Genomic DNA, 26,557 nt, shown 5'->3' on the forward strand with positions numbered 1-26,557 from the left:
GCACTTTCGGCAGCTCGCTGCCGGCTGCTTGCCGTGTTCCGCCCGCCAATGGCAGAATTGCCCCACTTTGTGCAAGATCGGACACGGCCATGTCACTCATCCGGATTTGGGTCTATGACGGCATCCTCGCTTCGGGCGTTGCGGGGATCGTCGATGTCTTCACGGCCGCCAATTCGGTGGCGGCGCAGCGGCCGCCGGGCCGTAACGGCAAGCCGTCACAGCTGCGCTGGCGCATCGAGTCGCTGAGTGGCCGGCCGGTGCAAACCGCGTCCGGCCAGATCATCGGCGTCGAAGGAGCGATCAGCGCGCGGTCTGCGGCGGATGCGGTGGTGATCCCCGGGCCGTTCGTCGGCGATATCGAGCGCTTCTTCGCGCGGCTCGATACGGTCGAGCCGTTGCTCGCCGCGCTGCGGCGGCAGCATGAGCGCGGCACCCTGCTCGCATCTTATTGCACCGGCAGCTTCATCCTCGCCGAAGCAGGGCTGCTCGACGGCAGGGTCGCGACCACCCATTGGGCGAAGGGGCGGACCTTCGCGATGCGCTATCCGGCGGTGGATTTGCGCGTCGCCGAGATCCTCACCGAGCAGAACCGGATCGTCTGCTCGGGCGCGGTGACCACTTCGCTCAATCTTGCGCTTCGGCTGGTCGAGAAATTCGCCAGCGCCGATCTGGCTGCCGAGACCGGCAAGCTGATGCTGATCGACCGCAATCGCGTCTCGCAGGCGTCCTATGCCAGCCGCACGCACGACACGCAGCATTCCGATGCGCTGGTGGCGCGGGCGCAGAGCCTGATGGAGAAGTCGCTGCAGCGGGGCTTCAGCCTCGCGAGGCTGGCCCGCGACCTGTCGGTCAGCGAGCGTACCTTGAACCGCCGCTTCAAGCTCGCGGTCGGCGAGGCGCCGCTGCAATATTTGCAGGCGCTGCGCGTCGACGTAGCCAAGCGCCTGATCGAATCCAGGCGGCTGAAGCTCGACGCCGTCAGCGCGCGGGTCGGCTACAACGACCTGTCGACCTTTCGCCGCCTGTTCAAGCGCGAGACCGGGCTTTCGCCCCGTGACTACCAGCGCCGGTTTGCGCGTGCCGCGCGCACGGCGCCTGCGAGCTGACGAGCCGTGTCCGAATTTGCCTCGAGAATGGCGATACTGCCACTGCTGCGGGGAGTGTCTTGCCGATAGACCTCGTGTTGCAACAACAGGAGGCCCTCAATGCCGATGATCGACGTCACCATTCCCGAAGGAGCCCTGGAGCCGGACGCGGAGGCGCGGCTGATCAAGGAGCTCGGCGATATCCTGATCGGCCACGAGGGCTTCGACCCGGCCAACAAGGTGGCGAAAGGCGTCACCGTCGTGTTCCTGCATCGGCCGGCCGCGGTTTACGTGGCGGGCGCACCGTCGCCGTCGCCGCGCTATCGCATCGTGCCAACGGTGCCCGAGGGGCAGTACACCGAGGCCTCGCGCGCGGCGTTGGTAAAGGACGTGACCGATGCCGTGGTGCGCGCCGACGGCGGTTCGTTCGAGGACGTTGCGCCGCAGGTCTGGGTGTTTCCGACCGAGATACCGGATGGCCAGTGGGGCAGCCGCGGTGTCATTCGTCCATTGCCGGACATCCAGGCCTTCATCGCCGGCGAGCATGAACGCGAGGTCGGCGAGGAGCGCCTTGCACGGCGACGGCGCGTCAAGGCGCTCGAGCTGCTGGGTGGTGCGCTCGATGCGGCGCGCCGCGGCGTCGATTAGGACGCCGTCAAGCGAAGCGGGCACCGATTCGCGTGAAGAAAACGCGTCAAACCGTCATGATCGCAGATGTGAAGACAATCCAATTGTCATCTGCGTGTCGCGTCAGTCCAAACACTTGTCGCAATAGTCCAAGTGTCAGGACGCCGCGTCGTCGTAGTCGTCTTTGCCCTCCGATTGTTTCCATCATCGAGGATCGATCCGTGACTAGGTTTCTTCGCCGTTCGTTCGTTGCCGGCCTGCTGTCGCTTGGCCTGGCGTTGCTGTCACCTCAAGGCGCGCAGGCGCAGGGGACCGACACCATTCTCGTGCTCGATGCGTCCGGCTCGATGTGGGGCCTGGTCGACGGGCAGAGCAAGATCTCCGCTGCAAGGCAGGCGGTCGATGCGATCCTGTCGAAATGGAATCCCGCCGATCGTCTCGGTGTGATGGTCTATGGCCATCGCTCGAAGGGTGACTGCAAGGACATCGAGCTGATGGTGCCGCTCAGCAAGTTCGATTCCGCACGGATCAAGGCCGCGATCGACGGCATCAATCCGAAGGGCAAGACGCCGATCTCGGATTCGCTGCGTGCCGCTGCCGAGGCGCTGCACTCGACCGAGAACAAGGCCAACGTGATCCTGGTCTCCGACGGGATCGAGACCTGCGCGCCGGACCCGTGCGCGGCCGCGGCCGAGCTGAAGAAGGCCGGCATCGGCTTCACCGCCCATGTCATCGGCCTCGACGTCGCCGATCCCGCGGCGAAGAGCCAGCTGCAATGCATCGCGCGCGCGACCGGCGGCGTCTATCTCGATGCCGGCAACGCCGCGAGCCTGACCGGCGCGCTGACCAAGGCGGTGGCGGCGACGCAAGGCACCAAAGTCGCCAGCGAGGCGCCGCCGAAGCCCGTGGCCGCCGATCCGTATCTCGGCAAGAATCTCCGCGGTGTGGCGCGGCTCGCCGAAGGGCTCGATCCGATCAGCGACGAGGACGTCAACTGGGGCATCTACAAGCGCGCCGGTGACGAGAAGGGTGGGCATGTCAACACCTTCTACGGCGCGCCGTTCGCCGACAACATCGCGCCCGGCGACTACATCGTGGAAGTGAGCTACCGGCAGGTCAAGCGCGAGTTTCCGCTCAAGGTCGAGACGGGAAAGCTCGCGATACTGGATGTCATCCTCGATGCTGGCTACGTCACCAGCGAAGGCGCGGTCGCCGGCGGCGCGGCCAAGGTCGACGACGTGGTCTGGCAGGTCTCCGACAAGGGCGGCAGGCTGGTCGCGCAGGAATACGACGCGGTGCCGCGTTTCGTGCTCGCCGCCGGCAATTATACGCTGACCCTGACCAAGGGGCAGTCGAAGACCAGCAAGCCGTTTTCGGTCGCCGCCGGTGACTCCAGCAACGTCCAGCTCACCCTCGATGTCGGCAAGCTGATCGTCACCACCACCTATGCCGAAGGCGGCCCGAAGGTCGAGAAGGACCTCGTGGTTGCCGTGCATCAGCCGGCGAAAGCCGATGGTGACGAGGGCGAGAAGGTCGCGCAGGAATACGACGCCGAATCCAAGTTCGATCTGCCCGGCGGCAGCTACGAGGTGATGGTGACGGTCGGCGAGGCCAAGGGTACGGCGCGCGCGGAGGTGAAGTCCGGCGCGCCGACCCGGATCACCGTCAACCTCAACGCCGGCGTGGTCGGGATCAAGGCCGACGGTGCCCAGGAGATCGACATCCTGGGTGCCGAGCGCGACATCAACGACGAGCGCAAGCGCGTCTCGGTGAGCTATGACGCGGCCGCCAACGTTGCGCTCAGCGCCGGCGACTACGTCGCGGTCGCCATCTATGCCGACGGCCAGAAGGCGGAAAAGCCGTTCTCGATCGCCGCCGGCAAGCGCCAGACGGTGGAGATCAAGCAGTAGGGCGGCACGTCATGGAGTGCGAGCGTGCACTGGCTCGCGCTTTCCTGTGAGGTGAGCACACTCTCAGGCTCCCTTCCCCCTTGCGGGGGAGGGTGGGGAGAGGGGTGAGCCCCGGGCGAGATGATTGACGAGAGCGCTGCGCTCGCAATCGCGCTCGTATCGCGCTGCAAATGGAGAGAGTTTGCCGTGTGGCACCCTCTCCCTAACCCTGCCCCGCAAAGGGGGGAGGGAACCCATCCGCCGGAGCGTCCCTAACTGGAGGTGGAGGAGAGAGTGCGACGTGAGTTGAGGCTCGCAGCACGCTCATCCCTCGCCGCGCTGCCGACAATTTGGGCACACCGCCCGGCCAATCCCGTTCACCTCCGCCGCATCTCCGCCTAGTCTGGCTGCAGACGGAGATGAAACAGCATGCGAGCGATCCTTGAGCACTGCACCGGCGGCAGCAGGCGCAGTCTGCCGGCCGGCACGGAGTTCATCGCGGAGGGCGGCAAGACGGGTCACCTGTTCGTGCTGCTCGAGGGCAAGGTGGAAGTCGTGAAGGGCGACAATCTGGTCGCCGTGATCGACGAGCCCGGCGCGGTGTTCGGCGAGATGAGCGTTCTGCTCGACAAGCCGCACAGCGCGAAGGTGCGCGCGGCGTCCGACTGCGTGCTGTACGAGTTCGACGATGCGGCGTCGTTCCTGCGGGAGCAGCCCGCGGTGGCGCTGCTGATCGCGCAATTGCTGGCGCAGCGGCTGCATGTCGCCACGACCTATCTTGCCGACCTGATGCATCAATATGCCGATCACGGCACCCATCTGGCGATGGTCAGCGAAGTGCTGCAAAACATGATCAACCTGCCGCCGACGCAGGTCGCGCCAGGCTCGGATCGGCAATCCGATCCAAGGATGTGAGCCAGTCCGGCGCCTCGCTGAGCGGCGTTGCCGGCCGGTGCAGGGGGGCGTTGAGATCGACGATCTGGGCGTCGCCGGCGCCTAGCCAGAACGCCTTCTCCTGGGTGAGATCGAGCACGATGTAGACCGGCGGCCGGCCGGGCTGCAGCCCGGTATTGAACACCCAGGTGGTGCCGATCCGGTCGAACCACGAGCCGTTCGGGATGAACGGCGATTGATGCACATGGCCCGAGATCACCATCGCCGGATGGTGACGCTCGATCCAGTGCAACAGCTCGACGTCGCCGAAGAAGCGCTTGCCGCCCCAACTGATCGGCGAATCCGCCGGCGGGGCATGATGCACCCAGACCCAGCGGCGGTGCGGGATGGCGGCCGCCTCGCGCAGCTGGTCGTCGATCCGCGCCTTGACCATCGGGCCGTCCCACCACGGGCACACCGTGAACAGCGTGTCGCCGATGGTCAGATTGTCACCGTCGCAGGCGATGCCGAACTCCCTGACCGCGGCCACCCATCGCGCGACCTTCTCGCCCTCCGCGTTGCGCTCGTCGAGGTCATGATTGCCCGAGCAGAAGATCACGCGCGTGAGGCCGGCGAGCCGCGCGAGGTATTTCGTCACGACGACGATCTGGGCGCGGTAATCGACCGCCGAGCCGAGGTTGAGTGCATCGCCGGCGAAGATCACCAGATCGAATTGCGGAGCGGCCGCCAGCAGCCAGTCGAACTGCGGCAATGAATAGTGCAAGTCGGCGACGACGAGACAGCGCATCCGCCAGATCCAGATGCCCGGGAAAGCGGGCTGGGTTCGCAAGATAATGAATTTCAAACAATCGAAATTGCAGCAAGATTTATGCCGTGCCTCGCGAGGCAAGCGCGACGGATTTTCGCAGTGCGTAGATATGCGCCGCTAGAGCATGATCCGGAAAAGTGTGAAACGGTTTTCCGAAAAGATCATGCTTAAACAAGGAGCTAAAGCGCGATGACGATTCAACTCAATCTCATCGCGCTTTAGAACAACGTAAGGTGAGCACGTTAGTCAGGCTCCCTCTCCCCTTGCGGCAGAGGGTGGGGAGAGGGGTAGCCCCGGGAAGGATGATCGAGGAAAGCCTCGTTCTCGCAATTCGATCCCGTCGTTCTGGAAATGGAAAGTGCGTGCCGTGTAGGACCCTTCTCCCTAACCCTCCCCCGCAAGGGAGGAGGGAACCCTTCCGCCTGTGCGTCCTCACCAGCATCGATGAGGAAGAGTCGCCGCACGTGCGCTAAGACGTTGTGTTTTCGCCGCTTACGCCCTCGCCGCAGCATGCGAGAACACGATCTCGATCAGGGTGCCGGTGCGGCCGCCGGTGCGGATCTGGAATTTGGCGCGGTTGGCCTCGACCAGCGCCTTGGTCAGCGACAGGCTGACGCCGCCGGAGCCGGCCTGATCGGATGGCGTCGGCGCGCGGAAGGGCTCCAGTGCGGCGGCGACCTCGTTGTCGTTGAGGCTCTGGCCGGTGTCGCGCACCCGCAGCATCACCTCGCCGAAATCCGACAGCGCGGTCGAGACGATCACCTGGCCGCCGGCATTGGCGAGATGGATCGAGTTGCCGATCAGGTTCAGCGTGATCTGGCGCAACGCGCGGGCGTCGGCGACCACCGGCGGCAGGGTGTGCGCGAGCGAGGTGCGGATGATGATGCGCTCGCGGTTGGCCTGCGGCTGCATCACCGCGACGCAGCTCTCCACCATCTCGTTGAGGTTCTGGCTGGTGAAGGCGAGGTCGAGCTTGCCGGTCTCGATCCGCGACAGGTCGAGCAGGTCGTTGACGATGGCGATCACCCGCTCGCCGGAGGCGCGGATGTCCTTCATGTATTCGGCATAGCGCTCGTTGCCGAGGGCGCCGAAGCGTTCGCCGATCATCACCTCGGCAAAGCCGATGATGGCGTTGAGCGGCGTGCGCAGCTCGTGGCTGATCCGCGCCAGCATGTCGGTCTTGGCGTTTGCTGCGCGTTCGGCGAGCCGCCGCGCCTCGCGCAATTCGCCCTCGCTCTTTTTGGTCTGCGACAGATCGCGGAACACGGCAAAGAAATTCGGGCCGTCGGCGCGGGTGCGGCCCATCGTCACCGAGAGCGGGATGACGCCGCCCTGGCGGACGCGGCCGAGCGTTTCGCGGCCGTGATCGAGCAGGCTGGCGACGCCGGCCGATTTCACGCTCGCAAGATAGTCGAAGATGCCGCGCTGGCTTTCCGGCGCGAACAGGTCGGCGAGATTATGCGTGATGAACTCGTCGCCGTCATAGCCGAACAGTGCTTCCGCGCTGCGGTTGCAGGAGTGGATGTTGCCCTCGGCATCGAACATGATGATGCCCTCGGCCGCGGTGTCGAGGATCGCACCTAACTCCTCGGCATCGGCCTGGCCGGCCTGCGGTGGCGGCGCCTGCACCGGCTCCGCGGCAGCTAGCGGCTCGGGATCGCGATCGGAGAGGGCGGCCGCGACCGCGGCGTCCTCGTCGAGCGTGCGCGAGAAGATCAGCGCCAGCGCGGAATCGTCGTCCCAGGTGATGGTGTGCAGCCGCGCCTCCGCGGACACCGACTGCGCGCCGTTGTCCGGGTTCTGGTTCGCGGAGATCGTCACCGGCGTGCCGGTGCCGGAACTGCTGCTTGCCTGCGAGACGCCGGGCTCGACATAGAGCGCATCGAGCCCGCCGGCGGCTTCCAGCGCGTGCAGGCTGTCATAGCCCATGCGGGCGAGGAAGGCGTGGTTGGCATAGAGCAGGCGGTCGAGCCGGTAGATCAGGATGCCGACCGGCACCAGATCGAGCAGCGCGCGGTCGCGGCGGGATTCTCCGCGCGGTGCGGGTTCCGTCGCGGCGAGCCAGCCGGCCTTCGGTGCGTCGGCCGGCGTCTCGAGTTGGGCTGCGGTCTCTCGGTGCGGCGGCGCCTCCGCCTGCTGCGGCGGCTCGCCCACGGGCAGCGCTGCGGCGACCGCCTCCGTGGTAGCGCTCCCGTTCGTCGTCGCGGTGAGGCCGGCCTCGTTCTCGAGCCGCGCCGACAATTGGCGCGCGAGTTCGTTGAAGGCGTTGTTCTCGACCGGCGTCAGCGATGGCGGCCGGTTGTCGCCGGCAAGTCGGAACGGCACCACATTCTGCGGTGTGTCGTGACGCGCCTCCTGCGCTTCCTCGTGCGTTTCCACGGCGTGATCCGGATCGGCTTGGTGTGAAGTCTCTGCTGCGCTCGGCTCGGTCAATTCCTCGGGTGGTGCTGCAGTCATGTCGGGCGGCGGCTCCGCGTGCGGCGGAGGATTGTCTTGTGGCGGCGCGGCGGGCCCGGGCGGCGCAGCGGTGCGCGGCACAGGCGCGGCATCGGCCGACAGCGATTTCGGCGCGATTGCGCCGCTGAAGAACTCATAGCGGCGCAATGCGGCGAGTCGCGCAAGGCCATCGAGATCACGACACACACCAAAACCGCGGTAGCCGGCGAAATTCCTGGAACGATCGAACACCGGCAGGCCGGACAGTTCGACCGGCAGCCGGCCGCCGCCGTCGACCGGCCAGTGCAGCGTGATGCCGCTCCAGGTGTCGTGGCTCGCGAATGCCTTGAGCACGCGGCCCTCGGGATCGAGGCCGAAGCTGTCGGCGATGTCGCTCCAGAGCCGGCCGAAGCCTGCCGCGGTCTGCAGGCCGATCAGGCGGGTGAACTCGTCGGAGCCGAGCGAGAAGCGGCCCTCATGGTCCATCTGCCACATGAAGCGCAGCGGGTGCCGCCGCACCGGCCACGGTTCGTCGAGCCAGGATGGCGGCGGCACCGGCGCCAGTGTCGCGGGCTCCTGCTCGGCGGCAGGCGGCGGAGCCGGTGCATCCGCGATCGCATAGGGCGACGGCACGGGATCGGCCGGCGGCGCCGGTGTCTCCGAAACGGGCGCGTGTGCGGTCTCTTCAAGATCGGGCGCGGGCTCCGCTGCGGGCGTTTCGACCAGCGCCTCAGCGGGCGCCTCGATCATGGCTTCCGAAAGCGGTTCCTCGACCGCGGCAGCTTCGTCGGGCGTGGTGTCGGGAGGCGTGGTCTCGACCGGTGCTGGCTCGAAAAGCGTCAGCTCTGCCGACGCGAGCGGTGGAGCAAGGTGCGCAGGCGCGTCGACCTGCACTTCAGCAGGCATGTCGATCAGCGCTTCCGATAGTGGCTCCTCGACGGCGGGGCTTTCGTCAGGCGTGGTGTCGAATGCCAAGCTCTCGACGGGCGCGGTCGCCGCCTGCGTCTCTTCCGGCCCGGGAGACGGAGCGGCGTGCACAGGCTCGGATTCGGCCGTGCCGACGATCGGCTCGATCGCGCCGCGCTCTTCCAACTGCGGGTCCAGCGCATCGAACAGCGTGAAGGTGGCTTGCGCTTCGCTGGCCGGCGCGGGAACTTCTTCATGCGCCGTCGGCGGTTCGACGGCGGCGGGTGCTGGCTCCACGGCCGCGGCCTCTTGCGACGCAACTGCGTGTGCCGGCACTTCCGGTGCAGCTGTCTTCGGCTGAGCCGGCCCCGGCACGATCGGCGCGGCCGGCTTGGCGGCGAGATGCGCCGCCGGCTTGATCAGCGCAATCAGCGCGCGATCGGCGCCACGGCCGATCCGCTGCAGCACGACGCGGCCGATCGCGACATCGGCCGCAGCGCGGCCCCGCGCCAGCGCCTCGTTGCGCGCAGCATCGAGGCCGGCTTCGGTGAGATCGTGCAGGCCGGGCAGCACACGCGCCGCCTCGTTGGTTGCCACCAGCAGTCCGTCGCCGGTGAAGGCGGCTGCCGGACGCGGCAAGCATTGCACCAGCCGCAGCAAGCGCTCGGCAAGCGGCATGTTTCGGCCCGAGGCATTGAGCGCGGTCATCAGGATGCCGTGGCTGCCGTCGGGCAAGTCGATGCGCCTGCAGCCGCAGGTCGCGAGCATGCCGGGCGCCGCGCCAAACCCGCGCAGCCGCTCCAGCCGCACCGCGCCGCCTGCGTCGAGACGGTAGCCGAGCCGCGCGACCTGGCGGCGATGCGGATCGGCCGGGCCGAAGACGCGCTTCGCCAGGTCGGCGCCATTGGCGGCACCGAATACCTGCGCGCCGACCGGATTGGCCCACAGAATCCGTGCACCGTCGGCCGCCCACAGCCATGCCGGCAGGCCGCTTGTCGCATGGTCCGCCAGCCTCACATCGCCGAGCGCCTGGATCTGGAATTCCGCGTCACTCATCACGCAAGATTTGACCGCATGGTTTGGCTTCTTCCTTAAGCTGCCGGGGCGACGGCAGCCGCAGGACGACAGCCTTAACAGAAGGTTAGTATCGCAACTGGGGTACCGTAGGTCCATGTCCGCGGCCAGCCTGTATCGGGCAAAGCCGGGATAACGTTAACTTGGCCGAACGATCCACAGCCGATTAGCGTTGTCGGGCAGAGAACACTGCGGCAGTGTGATGCGGAACTGGAGGGCACCGCGTCACACCTGCATTTGCAGTGCCGAGATATATCCTGCCGCGCGCCCGCAGGGCCAACCGGCGGGGGCGATCACCAAGCGAGGGAGAGCGACCATGAGCGACAACGGGCGTGACCATTTCGAGATCCCCAAGTTCGAAATCCCGAAGGACATGCGCTCGATGGCGGAAGCGAGCTTCGATCAGGCGCGCAAGGCTTTCGAGCAATTCGTGACCAACGCGCGGGACACCGCCGGCAAGATCGAGGAGCGCAACGCCACGATGCGCGCCGGTGCCAAGGAGCTGTCCGCCAAGGCGCTCGGCTACGCCGAGAAGAACGTCCAGTCGTCGCTGGACTACGCCCAGTCGCTGCTCAAGGCCAAGGACCTCACCGAGGTCATGCGGCTGCACAGCGACTATGTGCAGGGCCAGATGCGCTCGCTCGCCGAGCAGGCCAGCGAAATGGGCCAGGCCGTCAGCCGCGCCGCAATGGATGCGGTCAAGCCCAAGAGCTGAGAGCTGCCAACAGCTGAGAGGCTGATGACGAACTGACGAAGTGTGGCAGCCCAACCCCGGTCGGGCGCGGTAACCCCATATTCCGCCCCATAAAAAATGTGGCGTTGCACGCGATCGTACGTTGCGTTGCACAAAATTGACATGATATGGGTGTTTGTTAGGCGCGCCCGACGAAGGGCACTCCCGTGAATCAAGGCAGCGTGATCCATTTCAGCGCTCCCGGCCTGATGGGCTCCGGGACGTTCGCAATGGTCACATCTACTCACCCGTTGCGAAGGATTACACGTATGACCAACCCGTCCGATCCGTTTTCCGCCTCGATCATCCCGTTCGAGGTTCCCGAACAGGTGCGCGCGTTCGCCGAAAAGGGCGTGCTGCAGGCCCGCGACAGCTACGCCAAGTTCAAGGACGCTGCCGAGACCCACAACTCGACGGTCGAGGCCGTGTTCAGCTCGATGAACAAGGGCGCTACCGCGTATTCGGCCAAGCTGATCGAGTTCTTCAAGGCCAACACCTCCTCCTCGCTCGACTTTGCCCAGGAGCTGTTCAGTGTGAAGTCGCCGACCGAAGCGGTCGAGCTGTGGACCTCGCACGCCCGCAAGCAATTCGAGACCTACACCGCGCAGGCCAAGGAACTGGCCGAGCTCGGCCAGAAGGTCGCCAGCGAGACCGCCGAGCCGATCAAGGCCAGCGCCTCGAAGTTCTACCAGCAGCCGGCCGCCTGATCGCGGTCCATACGAGCTAGCGAAAGGCCCGGGCCTTGGCGGTCCGGGCCTTTTTGCTGGACAAGGGCTGTCAAGCGGTCCGAGATAAGAGCGGAAATCAGCGCGTTACGGCCTTGCCAAAGGCGGGCGTTGCACCTAGTTTCCGCCCGAAATCGCCGCCCCCTTTTTGCGGGGCCGTGCGTCATGATGCAGTTGTAGCTCAGTTGGTTAGAGCGCCTGTCTGTGGAACAGGAGGTCGGTGGTTCGAGCCCACCCAACTGTACCAGCAAAATCAAGCCTTTACAGAAAACATCGAAGGCTGCCGGATTGTCTTAGCTACCAGATAGCTACCACAAGAGCGTTAGCTCGCTTAAGTGCAACCGAAATTCACGTGCCTGGAGCATTCGTCAATTTGAGATTGATGACGCCAATGCTCTCTCAAGGCTGAAACAGGGGTTCGATTCCCCTAGGGAGCGCCAGAAATTTCAACGACTTACAACTTGTCTCGAAAAGTCGTCGAATATCCGTTGAATAAGCGCCAACGAACGTTGGCGAACTCCACCATACAAATTCAGTTATCCGATCGCCTAATTGGCTCTCTGTCATGGTTGATAACGGGCTGGAAACGGACCGTCCCAGGCGACCTATAATGCTGCCTGTATCGAGTCGCGCAGTACTCATCCGATCGCGGCCGAACGCCCGTTGAGCGCCCTGGTGGGCGCTTATTCATGCTCGCGGTGAATATGTCCCAATTCAACCAATCGCCTAACGATGCGCCGATCAAAGAGCCCGCTGAAGACAGATTCGGTATCGATCCCTTTGCGCAGGCGCTTGCGGTATCCATTCGCAAGATCAAAGCGCCGGAAGGCACGGTGATCGCGCTCAATGGTCCTTGGGGATCAGGCAAAAGCAGTGCCGTAAATCTCATCCTGCATCATTTGAAAGACGCCGTTGCCGCCGACGAAATCGCCATCGTGAACTTCGCCTGCTGGTGGTTTCGTGGCGAGGAGGCCTTGGCGCTGGCGTTCTTTCGCGAATTTTACGCGGGCCTCGGCCCATCGCTTGGCGATCGCTTCAAGAAAGCTCTGCCAAAGATCGGGGCTCAGTTGCTGCGAACTGGCGCGCTCGTCGGTGCTGCTGCTGATCTTGCGGGATACAAGGGAGCCGGCAAGGCCGCCGAAGCGGGCCTCGGGTGGCTCGCCGATCTGATTCATACCGAGGATACGGTTGAAAAACTTCATGCCGAGTTGACTGCCGCTCTGGGGCCCAGAAGAAGCGCTTCCTCATCGTAATCGACGATATCGACCGCCTGTCGCCGGACGAGGCTCTTCTGATCTTTCGTCTCGTGAAGTCAGTGGGCCGTTTGCCGAACGTCATCTACCTGCTTGTCTTCGATCGCGAGCTTGCCGAGGGGATCGTTTCGGAGCGGTTTCCTTCAGAGGGGCCGCATTATCTCGAAAAGATCATTCAGGCGGGCTTTGACCTTCCGTTACCGCAAGCCGCCGATCTCAATCAGGAACTGCTGCGCCAGATCGGCGCCCTATGCGGCTCTCCTCCTGAGGAGCAGCTCAAGCGCTTTATGAATGTGTTCTACGAAATCATCGCGCCGGAAATCCGCACGCCGCGCGATCTCATTCGTCTGATGAATGCGCTGGCCGTCACTTGGGCTGCCGTCGGCAGCGAGGTCGATCTTGCGGACTTTGTCGCGCTCGAAACGCTGCGGCTTCTTCGGGGCGAAGTCTACCGTGCCATTCGCGCAAACAAGGGCGAACTCTGCGGTTTGGCGCCGCGAGGCACGGGAGACGGACGGGGTAGAGCGAGTGAGATCGATACCCTGCTGCTCGGTTCGGTAAAGGAGATCGACCGCGCGCGCTTGCGACGAGTGCTGATGCGGCTTTTTCCGCGTCTCGAAAGCGTCTGGAATAACCTTCATTACGGTGAGGGTTCGGACAGCGAATGGGTGCGCGAGCGCCGCGTATGCACGAAAGAGCATTTCGGTTCTTATTTCCGCTTCTCCGTGGGAGACGACGTTCTTCCTCGGGAGGAGATAAAAACCATTATCGCCAGGGCATCCGACGCTGCTTTCGTGCAAGCTACCCTTCGATCGGCTCTGTCCGTCGCGCGCAAAGATGGGACCACGAAGGCCCAGCTCTTACTGGACGAAATGACTATCCATGCTGGCGAGGTCGCCGACAAAGATGTTGGTCCATTTTTGACTGCCATCTTCGAGCTTGGGGACGAAGTCGATGTTCCGGCGGATCGGGCGAAGGCCTTTTCGGTCGCCGACAATGTGCTCCGCATTCATTGGCTGCTGCGGCGAGTGACCTTGGAGCGCTTCGATCTAGCAACGCGTTCCCCCATTTTTGTTGAGGCTTGTTCTAAGGCTGGGCTAGCTTGGCTCGCCGATTTTTCCAGCTCCGCCTATCGCGATTACTATCCGGTCAACGACAGGGCGGCCGAACCTGAATCAAATTGCCTCACCACGGAAGCAGACGCCGTTGCCCTTGAAGCTTTGACACTCAGCCGCATACGGGCAGCGAGCCAATCCGGCGAATTGCTGAAGGCCAGGCGATTGGCGCGACTGCTATTCGACTGGCGCGACCTTGCGAAAGACGACGGCGCGGAGGTCAAAGCGTGGACTGCGGAGCAATTCAAAAATGATGCAGCCATCGTCACCTTCGCGCGGGCGTTCACGACCTATTCGTGGAACCAAGGTATGGGCATGTCCGGTCTGGGTGACATTGTAGCCAAGCGTCATACCCGGGCGGGTGTCGATTCTCTCGATAAGGTTCTTGATCTGGTGGCTTTCAGATCCCGCGTTGAGGAGCTGGATGCGCGCAACGGAACGGACGATGACGGCGCAGCGATCCGCGAGTTTCTTGAAGCGTGGCGCCGTCGAGACAAGAATCCACGCGACTAAGCCAATCTTCGCGGAAGCTGTTATTCGGGTGCGCTTCTATCCGGGCGGTGAGAGCCCTTCCATCATTGCGATCTGTCCCCGTGCCGCCAGCTCTCCAAGGGTCACGGTCGGCCCTGTTTGGGCGCCATCGGTTATATGTTCGGGAATGTCGATCTCGAAGAGTGCTGTGGCTGGCGTTACGAAGGCGATATCGGTCGCGCCATCATAGCTGCAAGACGCAACGCCAAATACATTTCCAGCCGTGTTGAATACCGGACCGCCGCTCGCGCCGCCGTGAAGATTGATGCTTGTTCGATAGTAGGGCGGTTTGAGTTTAACTGATGGGCCGCGCTCCTCGTAAAGCTCATGCAGGATTCCATCGTAGAAATCCGGCTGAAGCTGGAGGACTTGGCCACCCGATCCGTCATCGCTCACCTGATGCAAGGGGTAAGCCCAGGTGCTTATTGAAGAGCCAATGCTCGGTGCTTGAGATGTAAAGGAGAGCACTTTCGTGCGAAGGGTGGTTCCCGCGGAATCGTTGACTATCTCGTAATGTGGAATGCCAAACGCGACGTCGGCGGTCTTGTGGGTGAAGAACTTCCAGATAGGAAGAAACACGCTTCGGCCGTCCTCCAGCGTGTGCGCTATGCCGACAGAATCCGGAGCTTCGGCTAACAGACGCTCCGCTTCCATGGCGACATGCGCTGCCGTCGCAAAGCCCCCTTTGGGCTGTAAGTAGAAACCTGTTCCGATAAGAGCGATGGTGTTTGCCGACGGTCGGCCCAAAATCGCAAAGGCTGCAAGCCGCCCGTCCGCCGACTCTGCGTCGCGTTATGCATGCGCCAGGAGCCGGCGAGTGCCGTGCCGGGCAATGGGGACAAGGGCGAGGTCATTTGCAGTCGAGGCTAGGCCAAGAACGATTATGGCGTCCAGCCGAGCCTCTAGCGGTTTGCAGCGGGCCGGGTTTGTCTATTAGCATTTGACATATATGAACTTTTTTAAACTGGAAATCGGTTTATAAAAGTGGTATATTGTCAAATATGGTTGGACAAAAGGACAGACCGCTAAACCGCCTGGAGAAGCAGCTTCCGGAAGGAATCCTGGTGGATGCCTCATGGCTTAAGCGCCACGGCTATTCGCGGCAGTTGCTCAATCACTATGTGAATGCTGGCTGGCTGACCCAGCCCGCGCGCGGCGTCTATCGCCGGCCTCGCGGTTCGCCGACCTGGCAGCAACTTGTCGTGTCGCTCCAGACGTATCTAGAGAGTCCTTTGGTCGTAGGGGGGCGTACCGCGCTCGAACTACTCGGTTATGCCCACTACCTTTCCCGAAAAGAGCAGGTCGTTCACCTCTACGGCCCCAAATCCCCTCCGGGCTGGTTGAACAAGGTCGTCCCAGGTTCTCATTTCCATTACCACAATGATCGCCGTCTCTTCGGTGATCTTCTGGTCGAGTCCGAACTGAAGAAGCTGGCGAATGTCTCGGCAGCCAATAAGAGCGATATCAATCTCACGCTGACCGAATTCCCGCTCAGCCAGTGGGATTGGAAGCTTGTCCTCTCGACTCCCGAACGCGCCTTGCTCGAATTGCTGGACGAGTTGCCAGTGCACGAGACGTTTCATCAGGTCGATATGCTGATGCAGGGGCTTACGAGCCTCAGTCCGCGCCGGCTGAAAAGGCTGCTGCTGGATTGCACAAGCGTGAAGGTCAAACGGCTGTTCTTCTTTTTTGCCGACCGTCACGCGCCGTCATGGCTCAAGGCTTTGAAGAAGGATGACTTCGATCTCGGGGCCGGGAAGCGCCTCCTGGTGAAGGGCGGCAAATTCAACCAGGCCTATCAGATCACCGTGCCGGAGGACCTGAATGGCGTTCTCTGAAACCTATCGCAAGCAGGTCGCGCTGCTCGTTCGGCTTCTGCCGCTCATTGCCGAGGAGAAGTGTTTTGCCCTGAAGGGCGGCACCGCGATCAATCTCTTCATTCGCGACATGCCGCGTCTATCGGTCGATATCGATCTGACTTATGTTCCGGTGGCGCCGCGCGCGGAATCCCTGGCCGCCGTCGATGCCGCGATGAAACGGATCATCGAACGAATCAAAAAAGCCATGCCGGACGCCAAGGTCATTACCTCGGTGGCGGAAGGCGCCATCGTCCGCCTGCTCGTCAGGCAAGGCGGTGTTCAGACCAAGATAGAAGTCACGCCCGTCTTGCGGGGATGCGTCTATGAACCCGAGTCACGCGCCGTGTCCGATTCCGTCGAAGCCGAGTTCGGCTTCGCGGAGATGCCTGTCGTGTCCTTCGCCGACCTCTATGCCGGTAAGATCGTCGCCGCTCTCGATCGCCAGCATCCCCGCGATCTGTTCGATGTCAAAGACCTTCTGGCGAACGAGGGGATCGACGACGCCCTTCGAAAGGCATTCGTTGTCTATCTGCTCAGCCATGATCGGCCGATGTTCGAAGTCCTGTCCTCGAAGCAAAAGGATATCTCGGACGAGTTTCTTCATGGCTTCGAAGGCATGACGGAAGAGGCCGTCGCGCGCGAGGAACTGATCGCGGCGCGCGCGGGACTCGTTAAGGAAATCGTCGGCAACATGCCGGACGAACATCGCAAGTTCCTGCTGTCGTTTGAGCGCGGTGAACCGGATTGGAAACTGCTCGGCATGCCGGAAGCAGCAAAATTGCCGGCCGTGCGATGGCGACAGCAAAATCTCGACAAGCTCTCAAAAGAAAAGCGGGTCGCGCTCGTCGAGTCGCTCAGGAAGGTTCTCTACGGGTAGAGCGTTTGAATCGTAGATTTCTATAGGCTGGTTTCGCGCCAGCCGGCCCATTGTGGCGGACGCTCGCTGCTCTGACCTGTCCGCGTATAGATGACAGCCCGGTTGTTCACGACGGGCCATAAGAGTTCGATGCGCTTTTCGTAGGAGCCGTTGTTGAAGACCAATCCGCGGGGTCGATGCAATCCCCACGCGGCCGGATTGTCGGGCCGCCCCAGCAAAAGGTTAAAGTGGACGCCCGCGACGCGAAGCTTGATGCCCCTGATTTCACCTGTCGGGGCGTTCAGCGCCTCGTAGTAAAACTCCGTTGCGAGCGTGAGAGGCCCGGCCGGAAAGGGAACGTACAATCCCCATCCTTCGGGCCACGGCTCGCCAGTCAACAGACGCAGCAGTGTGTCCGGAATAGTCGCGCCGTTTCCTTTAGCCGCCGCGAGGCCGTAGTAGAGTTTCAAAAACCATCGTTCGATCAGATTGCCGTCGACCTGCGTCAGAGGGCGTGTAGCTGCCGGACGCTTGTCAATGCCGTCGATCGCGCGAAACAATCTGCCGGCCGCCTTGTCCAGTTGGCTCAGTCCGGCGTTGTGCTTTTCACACAAGACCTTTGAGACAAGCGCGTTGATCCCGATGGTCTGAACTGTATCCGGCGGCTGCCACGTAAGCCCTCCAACATGAACGGCGCCGCCGCCGCCGATCGCGTCAAGAACGGTGCGCGAAATATAATGTTCGCCGGAAATCTTGCCTTGGCACGCGCCATGGCCGTGCAGGAAGCATCGTTTCATGATTCGTCCGCAGTCTACGCCGCCAATCGTCTCCAGTCCTCTGCCGGAAACATCGCGGCGTAGTGCCGAAGCATGAACCACGCATAGGGCGGATCGTATCTTCGTCGGACGGTTTCGCCAGGCGTCCGTCCAAGCGCCTCGCAGCAAAGATCGACTCCCTTGCGGGTCGAGTCCTCGATCGCAACCCACTCCGCGGCATCCTGGTCGCGAATGCAGTCGAGGAACGACAGATCGCGGGTTTCGAGCAGCGAGCCACCCAAAAGAACATGAACGCGCTTGTGATGCTTCGGACAAAGCCACTGATAGTCATGGATGGCATCCACCTCAGGAAAGGCGCGAATGATTGTTTTCAAATGAAAAGCCGATAGTCATAAGATGCGGTGCCGAATCTTTGCAGCAGGGAACCAATGCGGGCAATCTCATTCGAAGAGTGAAGAGTCGCAGGCAGTTTGGTATAAAGGTCAAACGTATTCCAATTCATTTTCGAAAGGCCCATAATTTCCTCGGCGAGCTGGCGCAGCTCGCTCTGTCCAGCATGGCGGCGAATACTGAGCGGTGCGGGGATGCGCCGCTTACCTTGAAAGTATTTGAAGCGTGGATGTAACGCGGTCGTCGCTCCATGTACCCAGAGCAAAGCCGAGAAGTCATCAACCTTCATGACAGTTCCGCGCCGCACGGGGTAATTGTCGTCATCGAAGCTGCCTTTGCCGTCGGGAACCGATGCGACATACCGCAGGGCGCTATCAATCTGGATCTCGACCATATCGAGGTGTTTTACACCACTGAGCCCTTCGGCCAGTCCTTCGCGCTCGTCGGCCGTGAAGTTCGTTCGTTTATGTAAGACGACTCGCTCTGGAAGCTTCAGTCGGGCGTCGAAGAAGAGTTGCCGAATGGTCTCGCCCGTACGCCGGGCATCTTCTTTCGACATAAACGGATTCTTGCCATAGAAAATTGGATCTTCGATCTTCGAGAGCCTGTACTGAAGCCCTTCGCCTTTGCCGCTGTAGATGTGGCTGCACCCCAAGACGACGTGCTTGCCTCGTTCGGCAGTCGGGTCGACGCTAAATCCGAGGCCAACGAAGGCCGTATTATCGGCAAGACTATTCAAAACCCACGGCGTCCGCATGGATTTCACGTAGAGCGCAAGCGAGAGCCACCACCAGACCCGACATTGATAATCGTCGGCAAAAGTGTCCTCATCGAAAAACTGTGAAGCGATGCCTCGTTGTACGCAGAACGCTTTCACGAAATCATGGACGTCGAACCGCTCGACTTCAGTGCGATATCCGCGGAAGTCGCTCCAACGCGAGGGATATAAGATCATCACGACGTGAGGGGCGTAAGTGGACTGCAACGCCTCGATCCCCTTTGTGATGTGCGACGCGATCTCGATCGCGCTTGTCTCAGGATCAGAGCTAGTCGGCTCTGGGCAAAAAAACCATCCTTTTCCATCCGGCTGTGGGATCTGTAAAGGCAGACCGTAGGCCGTCGGGAAACCGGGATAATCGACGAGGTAGTCTTTTTCGTTTTGACTCGGGGAGAGTACCCGGTTTGCATTTTGGAGATACGAATGGAGGCCTCTTGATTCGGCTGAAGCACATATGATGCCCAGTCGCAGCCCTGTAAAGAAACCTTGAGCCGTCAATGAGTAATCAAATGGACGGTTCTGAGCTAGGCCGCGCACCGGATGCGGCGAGCGGATGAGACCGGTTCCTGACTTATTGGAGAAAACCAACTCGGGTTCGTCCACTTCGATCCCGGTGTACTTGACGAGCGGCTGTAAGGCATCCGGGGTTGGCGTGATTTTCCCACCCTTTGGCAGTCCGATCTCTCCAAAAACAGGTGAACGGCGAATCTTGAATCGAAAGCTGGAGCCGCAATTGCGTGGGAACTCATAGACTGTTTCAGGCGCCGTCGGAAGAAGCCGCTTTCGCCATTCCATGACGGTTTGATTGAACTGCTTATTGTGCTGATAGCCGAGGATTGCGAGTTTGACTGGATTGGCGACTTCTCGTGCAGCGGACTGCCCATCCTTTGTGAGCACCTTAATCGTCGGCATGAGGACTAAATATTGCGTTCCAGCGACCCGGCGCAGATAAAGATGTACTGAATCGTGAGCAACATATCCGATGGGGCACCGACGCTGATCGGTTCGCGGTTCTTTTTTCCAGATCTCGTGCCGCCCGTCCGCGGGCAGCGCTACCGATTCGGACATCGATTTCGTCAGCGCTTCGCGCATAAGCGAAATCATCGCGCCATCGTCGTAGGCCAGGTCATTGGGGCCTACAGGGGTTCTTTCAATCGGTCCTTTAATATTGGGACCGAACGCATCCTTGATTTCGTCAATTTGCCCGAGCGCAAAGAGTTTTCCTTTGAACGGAACGGCGATGATAGATTTATCAGCCGTGATCTCGCGCAGCGCCGACCACACGTGGTCCTTGGGCCAAACTTTAAGGTCAAACCGCAGGACCTCTGACGGGCACTCTACCGCGTAAGCATTGCTTTTGATTAGCGTGGTAGCCCGATGCTTAGGTAGTGCAAACGGCAGACGGGTAAGCCTGTCTTGCCCCGCGGCGGCTTCCATCGCGTTAAGAGCGATTTGACGAGACTCGCCTTTGAGACAATGAAGTCCCAACCGGGTGAGTAAGTCGTCGAAGCCCATGGCAGGGACGAAGTACGCCTGCCTTCCGTGGGCTCGGGCATATTGGATTAAGCTTTCGATGTGAGGAGGGCACTCCGCATCTCCAAAGCCGCACCAGTAAAGGACACCGTTGCCCGATTGACCGTAAGCGTCCCGAAACGCATCCATCAGTGATTGGTCACGCCCGCTGTACCCCGATACGATGACAGATGTGTTTTGAAGTTCCGCGACTAGGGCGGAGCGTAGCGCGGCTTCCTGTTGTTGAAGCTCGTTCGAAGTGTTCTTCAGCTTGTCGTACCGGTAGTCGCCGTGCATCGACACGCAAAGAAGCTCGCCCTTTGCCGGGATTCGATCGACGCGGTTTTGCGAGTCGATGCTGACCTCAATCGGCGCAAGCTTGAAATTTGCTGCCGCCCGAGCGGACAAACCGTCAAAATTGGGGGACCATACCGAGCGAACGATATCCGCCTCGGCTAAGTGGCAAAGTAGACGATATCCGATATGTGGGGTCGCACTGCGCACTAGCTCTTGAAAATAGGCGCGCCGATCCGCTTCGATAGGGAAGCAACGGTCAATATAGAAGCTGTACTCCTCGGGCGAGTTTTCAGTTGGATATCCACCTTGCTTGTCGAACCAACTCTGGATGCGGCGACGCACACCATCGAGCGATAGCTCCGAAAACTGCTCTTCTAGACCGGGGTTATTCGTCAGAAAGATCTGGCGCTTCCATTCCCAGATACACATCTGGGCCGAAGGCAGCCCGGAACTGGTCGACGCTCCAGCACCCAGAAATAGGGCCAAGGACATGCCGCGACGCACACCGATCGATCTGATCAACGCGTCGAGGGAAAGCAGGATCCGCTGCTCATCGCCCCCGGGCGGCTGCTCGGCAATAGTAGTCGCAGAGGGAGTCATGGGCATCTCGCAAATTTCTGAAGTTCTGCGCGAGGCAAAATTTGCCTCGGCATTATCGATGGGCTGCGTTGATATGCTTCTTCCAACGAACACCTGTTGGCCGGGGTCGGGGGGCGAGCAAGATGTCTCGAAACGCCGAATCGAATCTTTGCTCGGAAAGGTAGTAATCCTGAGAAGCAGCAGGTCTGGTTGTCAAGGAACGTGTTTATTTTTCCAGAACCATTGTCTGAGGTTCAGCTATTCGGCTGGAGCCGAATCGGCGGCGACACGCTGACCAAGGGGCCTCGTGCCTCGGGGAGTACGGAAGCCCGCTGACTTGGCGTTGGGCCGAGCACTCGTCCTCCAGGGTTCGATGCCGGTGGAGCAAGAAGTCTCATGCAAAAGAACGGACTGGCGTTCCTTGGTATCGTCAATGTTTCATTCGGCCTGCAATATGCCCTTGAGGAATGCGCGGACACCACGCTTGTTAAAGTTTACATGCCGCAAGGCGTGTCCAGACTCGCCGGCTCGGCCTGCTTCCGCCGAAATGCCGTCCAATTGTTTGCCGGACCGCTTGATCGGCCAGCGGACATTGACAAGCAGGATGCCAGGCTCCTCCGATTTCTCAGTCGTGGGTTCAGACTCAGTCAAGACAAATTCCATCACATCCGCGCCGAAACCGCGTAACACGCCCGGGCCGCTAGCGCCGCTTCGCGCGATCTTGTGTTAGGCTGATCCTGGCAAGGGGATCTGCGATGAAAAAACTGACGAGCAAGATCGGAAAGCAGTTCGGTGGGTACGCACTCATCAAAACGGATCTCGAGTTCTCTTGTTACGTATTCGCGCGTGCGGCTGAACTGTCTGAAAATGCAGAACTGGCGACCGGCGAGTTATTTCCGAACTTCGAGCAGAATCTGAGCGCTGCACATCCTCGTCTGCGTGCCGGTGGAACAGTTACGTTTGAAAGTATCAAGACCAACCCACAGGACTTCGACAAGAGGGCCTACTTTGAGGCTGGTATCGTTGCCTATGCAAAATGCTTCAACTCGAACATGCGAACACGCTTGTCTCAGGATATTTTCAAGGGCGGGCTTGCGCCGCAGAAAGAACTTCATCTGTGGTGCATGGAGTTACGAAACAGCCATATCGCTCACGCAGATCTGAGGCTGGAACGGTCTTATGCCGGCATCAATCTCGTAGAAGACGCATCATTCGGTAAGCGCCCGAGCGGCCTCCTGGCTGCTATGCTGGCGAGGCGGAACGTTCCCAACACTCAAACGCTGACGGAATTGTCGCGCCATTGTGAGCTGATTATCGAGCACTATCTAGGTCCGCAGTTGGACAAGACCGCGAGAGAAATCCGCGAGCAGATGTTGAGACTGCCCAAAGAGCAGTTCGACGCGCTTCCTGACTATGTCTTGGAAGACCCGGCAACCGAATTTCCGAGCGACTCGCGATGGCCTCAGAAGAGCTGAGTCGAGAGACGCCGTCGAGGTCAGGCGGGAGAGGCGGCTTACCTTGAGACGCAGCCGAGATCCAGGCCACGGCCTTTACGTCACGATAGAGGCCCAAGTCGGTAGTTCATCCAAATAAACCATCTCTTCGCGAGTGATGCGATCGAACACCTCTGGCACGAGATGAGCCAAAATCTGCCATTCGGGTTCACCCTCGAGACAGAGATTACCTTCCGCCGCCGCCTTTGCACGCTCGATATGTTCGCCAACCTTGCCGCTCATGAGGCCGTGTTGATTACTATGGCTGAGAAGGAATTCGATCAACAGAGCATAGCGCTGTATCTCCTCCACGCTATTCAAGAGCGTGTTGAGCATGGCGCGGATATTGTCGTGCCGTGTTGCATAGTTCCGGAATTGCCCGTTAGCGGCCGATATAACGGTAAAGACGATTGCGATCAGACGGACCACGGCGATCTCTTCTGCTTCGCCGGGACCATACGAGGAGATGGCGCCAAAGCGATGGCTTAAGGCCGCGATCGCATCTTTTACCGCTGGTGCACGGACGATAGTCCTTTCCCAGTTGTCGCGGCAAGGCTCTAGCGCCTTGAACCAGGACGCTCTTTGAGCGCTGATCTCCTGTTTAAGATTGGCCGTTATCCGGTCTTCGAGGTAAGGAAGAGCTTTCCCACGAAACGTCAGCGCGTCGATCCGAACCAGTTTCGGAGACCTGTACGCGCCCTCACCGTCCTTCAAATAGCATTTCAGGACAATCGTCTTTTGATCGTGGGATGCCTGGATCGCTTCGTGGTCCAAGACAAATGCATTGCCGCGATGCCGGCGGATAACGTCGCGAAAGCTTTGCGGGATATCGTCGGTCGTCGGATCGACCCCATAAAGCACCCAGATCAGGTTGATCCCTTCGCGCTCATAATGGTGGCAGCGGGCGGAGATTTCCGTTTGGAACGTATTGGAGAGCTGGATTTCGATCGCAAACGGTCCGAGGCCTAGCCATTCGATATACACGTCGGGATACCTGCCAAAGCTATTCTCTGTTGGCGGTAGGTACTGCGCCACGGTACTCCGGACATAACGGACATCGGCCTTGGCGAGTTCGTCGATCTGTTCGCAGAGCATCCGATGGGTACGGGATTCCTGCTGGCCCTGGTACTGGGCTGCTCGGGCCTCGTCGATCGAAAGTGAGGTGCCGTGGTGCCATGGACAGCTAGGATCGCCGCCCCTGTAGTGCACAAAATAGGGAAGCCGGCGCTCGCCCTGCTTTCTCGTCTGGATAAAGACGGGGCTTTCGCAGCGCAGGCATTTAGCCGTTAACCCGTCCTGGCGGCCACGGGCGCCGTCCGTTAGCCGATCCCGGAGGGTGCCCCATGCATCTTCGGACAAGGACAGGAGTTCGCGCGCCGACATCGGGCCGATCGGCGGGTCAAACATGACCGCCTCGATGATGCGCCGCGGTGGGCGGTACGTGGGAGACTCACCTTTCATCATTCCTCAAGGATAGAGGCGTTGGAGCGAGGAGTTGGTCAAGGTCGCTCTCCTCTGCGATGCTGCTCTCGCATCAGGTCAAGGTTATCGCGCAAAAGTAGAGGCAAGCATATATTCGCGTTGATGTTAATTCGCTAGCTCTCTATCCCGATTGGCTCAGCTTCGTTGAAACACTTTTCTTTCAACAGATTGGATCGTTCGTGTACGACTTTAGGACCCTCTCACCGCTGGATTTCGAGGAACTTGTGCGCGACCTACTGCAGGCCGAGCTTGGTGTCAGATTTGAAAGCTTCAAGCCTGGAAAGGATCAGGGCGTCGACTTCAGATTCGCGAGCGGCGACGGTCGTGCCATTGTTCAGGCCAAGCATTTCGTCGGCAGCACCTTCCCATCCCTTATTCGCGCCTGCATCGCAGAAGACGTCAAAATAGCCAAGCTTCGTCCACGTCGCTATCTTTTAGCTACGTCGATGCCGCTGTCCTTGTCTCAGAAGTCAAAGATAAGGGCAGCCATGCCCTCGGCCCCGTTAATCGATGCCGATGTCCTCGGTTCGGGAGATCTCAACAACCTGCTGGGCCGCCATCGGCAGATCGAACACAGGCATTTCAAGCTATGGCTAGCGAGCTCGGCGGTGCTCGAAAGGATTTTGCATAGCGGCGTCTATAATCGTACCGAGACAGAAATGGCGCTCATCAAAAAGATGACGCAAAAGTTCGTCCACAACGAAAGCGTTCCGGCTGCCGAAGCGATCCTGGCGCGAGCAGGGTCTCTGATTATTTCCGGCGAGCCCGGTGTGGGCAAAACGACCCTGGCACGAATGTTGGTATGGCTCCATGCCGAGCAGGGATGGAACATCTCCGTGATAGACGACATTCGGGAGGCGTTCGAGTTGCCTCTCGACGAGACGAAGCGACTCATATTTTTCGACGATTTTCTGGGGCAAGTGGCGCTCTCGAGCGACCTTGTGCGAAGCACCGATCAGCGCTTTCCTCCTTTCCTGCAGAAAGTGCGGTCGCACGACAACCTCCGCTTCGTTTTGACGACGAGAAACTACATCCTGAGGCAAGCTCAGGCCGTTTCCGGCCGACTCGCGGAGTCGGCGATCAATTCCAGCGAGTTCGTTCTTGACGTCGGCCGCTACACCAGGTCTGTCAGAGCAAAGATGTTGTACAATCATCTCTATTTCTCAGAAATGAGTAAGGCAGACCTAAAAGTGATGTTGGGTCAGGATTTCTTCCTTAAGATCATCGACCATCGCAATTTCAATCCACGCCTCATCGATCTCCTCACATCGCCCGATTATCTCGCTATCGCGAGGAAGCCGACCAGAACCGTCATTCAGTCCGTTCTCGACAATCCATCGGAGCTCTGGGAGCGGCCTTACCGGACACAGCTTGCGCGAGAAGCTCGCACGCTGATGTTGGCGCTGTACTTCAACGAACCTCTGATCAATTTCTCGGATTTGGAGCAGACTTTTGGGCGGATATACGTCGCGATGGGCGGAACCCTTCCTGCGGCGGAGCGGCCTGCCGCTTTTCGGGGTGCCCTCAAAGAACTTGAGGGTTCGGTGCTAGCGATACAGGACCGCAAGGTTCGATTCTCCAATCCTGGGGTGAGAGATTTTCTGGATCGAGCCGTTGCAGAAGATCGGTTTCTGCCTGCGGCGGTAGGCGTACTGTCTGATTATACCGAACTGAAGCAATGCTGGAGCTTGTATCGCCGAGCGCCCGAGCGTGCATTTCCTGATTTTCCGTCCGTGTGGGCGGCGGCAATGTCGCGCATGGTCCAAAGCAACACGGGAAACTCGCTCAAGCGACTGGCATTAATACTTGAATCCTTTGATTTGTTGCGGGGTGCGGCCTTGCTCCCGCAAGTGTCCGCGGCGGCGGACGATCTGCGTGATGCCGATTTGGAGCAAGACGATGCGGATTTGTGCAGGTCTTTGCTTGAGAAGGCGCCGTCGTCGGCGTTGCCTGGGCAGCAGATGCAGGAAGTCCGCGACGCGGTATCGCAGGCGACGGGTCGCTTGTTGGGCTATTGGGGTGGATACATGACTCTGGAGGATCTCGACGCAGCGGCGGGCACGCTTTGGGATTTTGGTACGTCGCCATCCGACGCGACAGCAAACGTTCAAATGGCGCTGAAGGAGTTTATTGATCATATCGATGAAACTTTGGGAGATATCGACAACCCAGACGAACTCGATGACTTCGAGAAGGACCTCAATGCACTCATGATCAAATTCCAGTGCAAGGATGATCGTGCCGCTCGCGACATCGAATACCGAAGACAGGCCATCTTCGAAGGTCGAATACGACACTCCAGCGCGCAATACGGCGGGTTTGATCCCTCCGAAGAAGAACCAGACGTCTCCGACGAGGAGATTAGATCGATGTTCAGCAGCTTCTCGCTTTAGTCGGAAGTGAGATGGCGATCTATTCCCATTCACCGCTCGCGGATGCAGATGAATTTAGAACCCGCG

General features: G+C 60.6%; 20 protein-coding genes and 1 tRNA gene. 14 read left to right on the forward strand and 7 right to left on the reverse strand.

The annotated features are described in order from the left end of the window. The first annotated feature begins 89 nt into the window (after window positions 1-89). From ACVISU_RS27985 to ACVISU_RS28000, 4 genes are all read left to right on the forward strand, one after another. The gene (locus ACVISU_RS27985; RefSeq protein WP_456709002.1) at window positions 90-1,106 is read left to right on the forward strand and encodes a GlxA family transcriptional regulator; all 1,017 of its coding nucleotides are present in this window, start codon (window positions 90-92) and stop codon (window positions 1,104-1,106) included. A 99-nt stretch (window positions 1,107-1,205) separates the two neighbouring features. Beyond that, window positions 1,206-1,733, forward strand: coding sequence for a tautomerase family protein (locus ACVISU_RS27990; protein WP_456709003.1), 528 nt, complete (start codon window positions 1,206-1,208; stop codon window positions 1,731-1,733). A gap of 200 nt (window positions 1,734-1,933) precedes the next feature. Then, window positions 1,934-3,622: a vWA domain-containing protein gene (locus ACVISU_RS27995; protein ID WP_456709004.1), complete on the forward strand. Its 1,689-nt coding sequence runs from the start codon at window positions 1,934-1,936 to the stop codon at window positions 3,620-3,622. Between the two features lie 408 nt (window positions 3,623-4,030). Further along, window positions 4,031-4,516, forward strand: a complete 486-nt coding sequence (locus ACVISU_RS28000; RefSeq protein WP_456709005.1) for a Crp/Fnr family transcriptional regulator — start codon at window positions 4,031-4,033, stop codon at window positions 4,514-4,516. Here the strand turns inward: ACVISU_RS28000 and ACVISU_RS28005 are convergent. Then, window positions 4,455-5,282 (reverse strand): metallophosphoesterase family protein, encoded by an 828-nt coding sequence (locus ACVISU_RS28005; RefSeq protein ID WP_456709006.1) that lies wholly within the window; start codon window positions 5,280-5,282, stop codon window positions 4,455-4,457. The genes ACVISU_RS28000 and ACVISU_RS28005 overlap by 62 nt on opposite strands. A 513-nt stretch (window positions 5,283-5,795) precedes the next feature. Continuing rightward, window positions 5,796-9,701 carry a PAS domain-containing protein gene (locus tag ACVISU_RS28010; RefSeq protein WP_456709007.1) on the reverse strand — a complete coding sequence of 1,302 codons (3,906 nt, stop codon included), beginning with the start codon at window positions 9,699-9,701 and terminating at the stop codon, window positions 5,796-5,798. Between the two features lie 334 nt (window positions 9,702-10,035). Here ACVISU_RS28010 and ACVISU_RS28015 point away from each other — a divergent pair, with 334 nt between their 5' ends. From ACVISU_RS28015 to ACVISU_RS28035, 5 genes are all read left to right on the forward strand, one after another. Beyond that, window positions 10,036-10,434, forward strand: coding sequence for a phasin family protein (locus ACVISU_RS28015; protein ID WP_050404364.1), 399 nt, complete (start codon window positions 10,036-10,038; stop codon window positions 10,432-10,434). Window positions 10,435-10,721: 287 nt separating this feature from the next. Next, window positions 10,722-11,159 (forward strand): phasin, encoded by a 438-nt coding sequence (locus ACVISU_RS28020; RefSeq protein ID WP_050404365.1) that lies wholly within the window; start codon window positions 10,722-10,724, stop codon window positions 11,157-11,159. A 188-nt stretch (window positions 11,160-11,347) separates the two neighbouring features. Then, window positions 11,348-11,424: transfer RNA gene (locus ACVISU_RS28025), tRNA-His, on the forward strand. A 442-nt stretch (window positions 11,425-11,866) separates the two neighbouring features. Further along, window positions 11,867-12,430 carry a P-loop NTPase fold protein gene (locus ACVISU_RS28030; RefSeq protein WP_456709008.1) on the forward strand — a complete coding sequence of 188 codons (564 nt, stop codon included), beginning with the start codon at window positions 11,867-11,869 and terminating at the stop codon, window positions 12,428-12,430. A 17-nt stretch (window positions 12,431-12,447) separates the two neighbouring features. Continuing rightward, window positions 12,448-14,058: a P-loop NTPase fold protein gene (locus tag ACVISU_RS28035; RefSeq protein ID WP_456710913.1), complete on the forward strand. Its 1,611-nt coding sequence runs from the start codon at window positions 12,448-12,450 to the stop codon at window positions 14,056-14,058. Window positions 14,059-14,094: 36 nt separating this feature from the next. On the opposite strand, the gene ACVISU_RS28040 is transcribed toward ACVISU_RS28035, so the two are convergent. Continuing rightward, window positions 14,095-14,823 (reverse strand): S1 family peptidase, encoded by a 729-nt coding sequence (locus tag ACVISU_RS28040; protein ID WP_456709009.1) that lies wholly within the window; start codon window positions 14,821-14,823, stop codon window positions 14,095-14,097. Between the two features lie 254 nt (window positions 14,824-15,077). On the opposite strand from ACVISU_RS28040, the gene ACVISU_RS28045 reads away from it, so the two are divergent. Both ACVISU_RS28045 and ACVISU_RS28050 read left to right on the forward strand, forming a co-directional pair. After that, complete coding sequence (locus ACVISU_RS28045; protein ID WP_456710914.1) at window positions 15,078-15,914, forward strand: type IV toxin-antitoxin system AbiEi family antitoxin domain-containing protein; 837 nt, start codon at window positions 15,078-15,080, stop codon at window positions 15,912-15,914. Further along, window positions 15,901-16,812, forward strand: a complete 912-nt coding sequence (locus ACVISU_RS28050; RefSeq protein ID WP_456709010.1) for a nucleotidyl transferase AbiEii/AbiGii toxin family protein — start codon at window positions 15,901-15,903, stop codon at window positions 16,810-16,812. The genes ACVISU_RS28045 and ACVISU_RS28050 overlap by 14 nt, the downstream gene beginning before the upstream one ends. 20 nt (window positions 16,813-16,832) lie before the next feature. On the opposite strand, the gene ACVISU_RS28055 is transcribed toward ACVISU_RS28050, so the two are convergent. Genes ACVISU_RS28055 through ACVISU_RS28065 form a run of 3 tightly spaced genes read right to left on the reverse strand, consistent with a single transcriptional unit; the run spans window position 16,833 to window position 21,144 of the window. After that, window positions 16,833-17,588 carry a hypothetical protein gene (locus ACVISU_RS28055; RefSeq protein WP_456709011.1) on the reverse strand — a complete coding sequence of 252 codons (756 nt, stop codon included), beginning with the start codon at window positions 17,586-17,588 and terminating at the stop codon, window positions 16,833-16,835. 14 nt (window positions 17,589-17,602) lie between these two features. Continuing rightward, window positions 17,603-17,941 (reverse strand): hypothetical protein, encoded by a 339-nt coding sequence (locus ACVISU_RS28060; RefSeq protein WP_456709012.1) that lies wholly within the window; start codon window positions 17,939-17,941, stop codon window positions 17,603-17,605. After that, window positions 17,938-21,144, reverse strand: coding sequence for an SIR2 family protein (locus tag ACVISU_RS28065; RefSeq protein ID WP_456709013.1), 3,207 nt, complete (start codon window positions 21,142-21,144; stop codon window positions 17,938-17,940). The genes ACVISU_RS28060 and ACVISU_RS28065 overlap by 4 nt, the downstream gene beginning before the upstream one ends. Before the next feature lie 375 nt (window positions 21,145-21,519). Between ACVISU_RS28065 and ACVISU_RS28070 the strand changes: the two genes are divergently transcribed. Both ACVISU_RS28070 and ACVISU_RS28075 read left to right on the forward strand, forming a co-directional pair. Continuing rightward, a complete protein-coding gene (locus tag ACVISU_RS28070) occupies window positions 21,520-21,810 on the forward strand; it encodes a hypothetical protein (protein ID WP_456709014.1) in 291 nt (96 codons plus the stop codon). Window positions 21,811-21,878: 68 nt separating this feature from the next. After that, the gene (locus ACVISU_RS28075) at window positions 21,879-22,598 is read left to right on the forward strand and encodes a hypothetical protein (protein ID WP_456709015.1); all 720 of its coding nucleotides are present in this window, start codon (window positions 21,879-21,881) and stop codon (window positions 22,596-22,598) included. 75 nt (window positions 22,599-22,673) lie between these two features. On the opposite strand, the gene ACVISU_RS28080 is transcribed toward ACVISU_RS28075, so the two are convergent. After that, a complete protein-coding gene (locus ACVISU_RS28080; RefSeq protein ID WP_456709016.1) occupies window positions 22,674-24,023 on the reverse strand; it encodes a competence protein CoiA family protein in 1,350 nt (449 codons plus the stop codon). A gap of 254 nt (window positions 24,024-24,277) precedes the next feature. Between ACVISU_RS28080 and ACVISU_RS28085 the strand changes: the two genes are divergently transcribed. Then, window positions 24,278-26,491 carry an nSTAND3 domain-containing NTPase gene (locus ACVISU_RS28085; protein ID WP_456709017.1) on the forward strand — a complete coding sequence of 738 codons (2,214 nt, stop codon included), beginning with the start codon at window positions 24,278-24,280 and terminating at the stop codon, window positions 26,489-26,491. Window positions 26,492-26,557: the final 66 nt, after the last annotated feature.

This window comes from Bradyrhizobium sp. USDA 4452 (assembly GCF_054063575.1).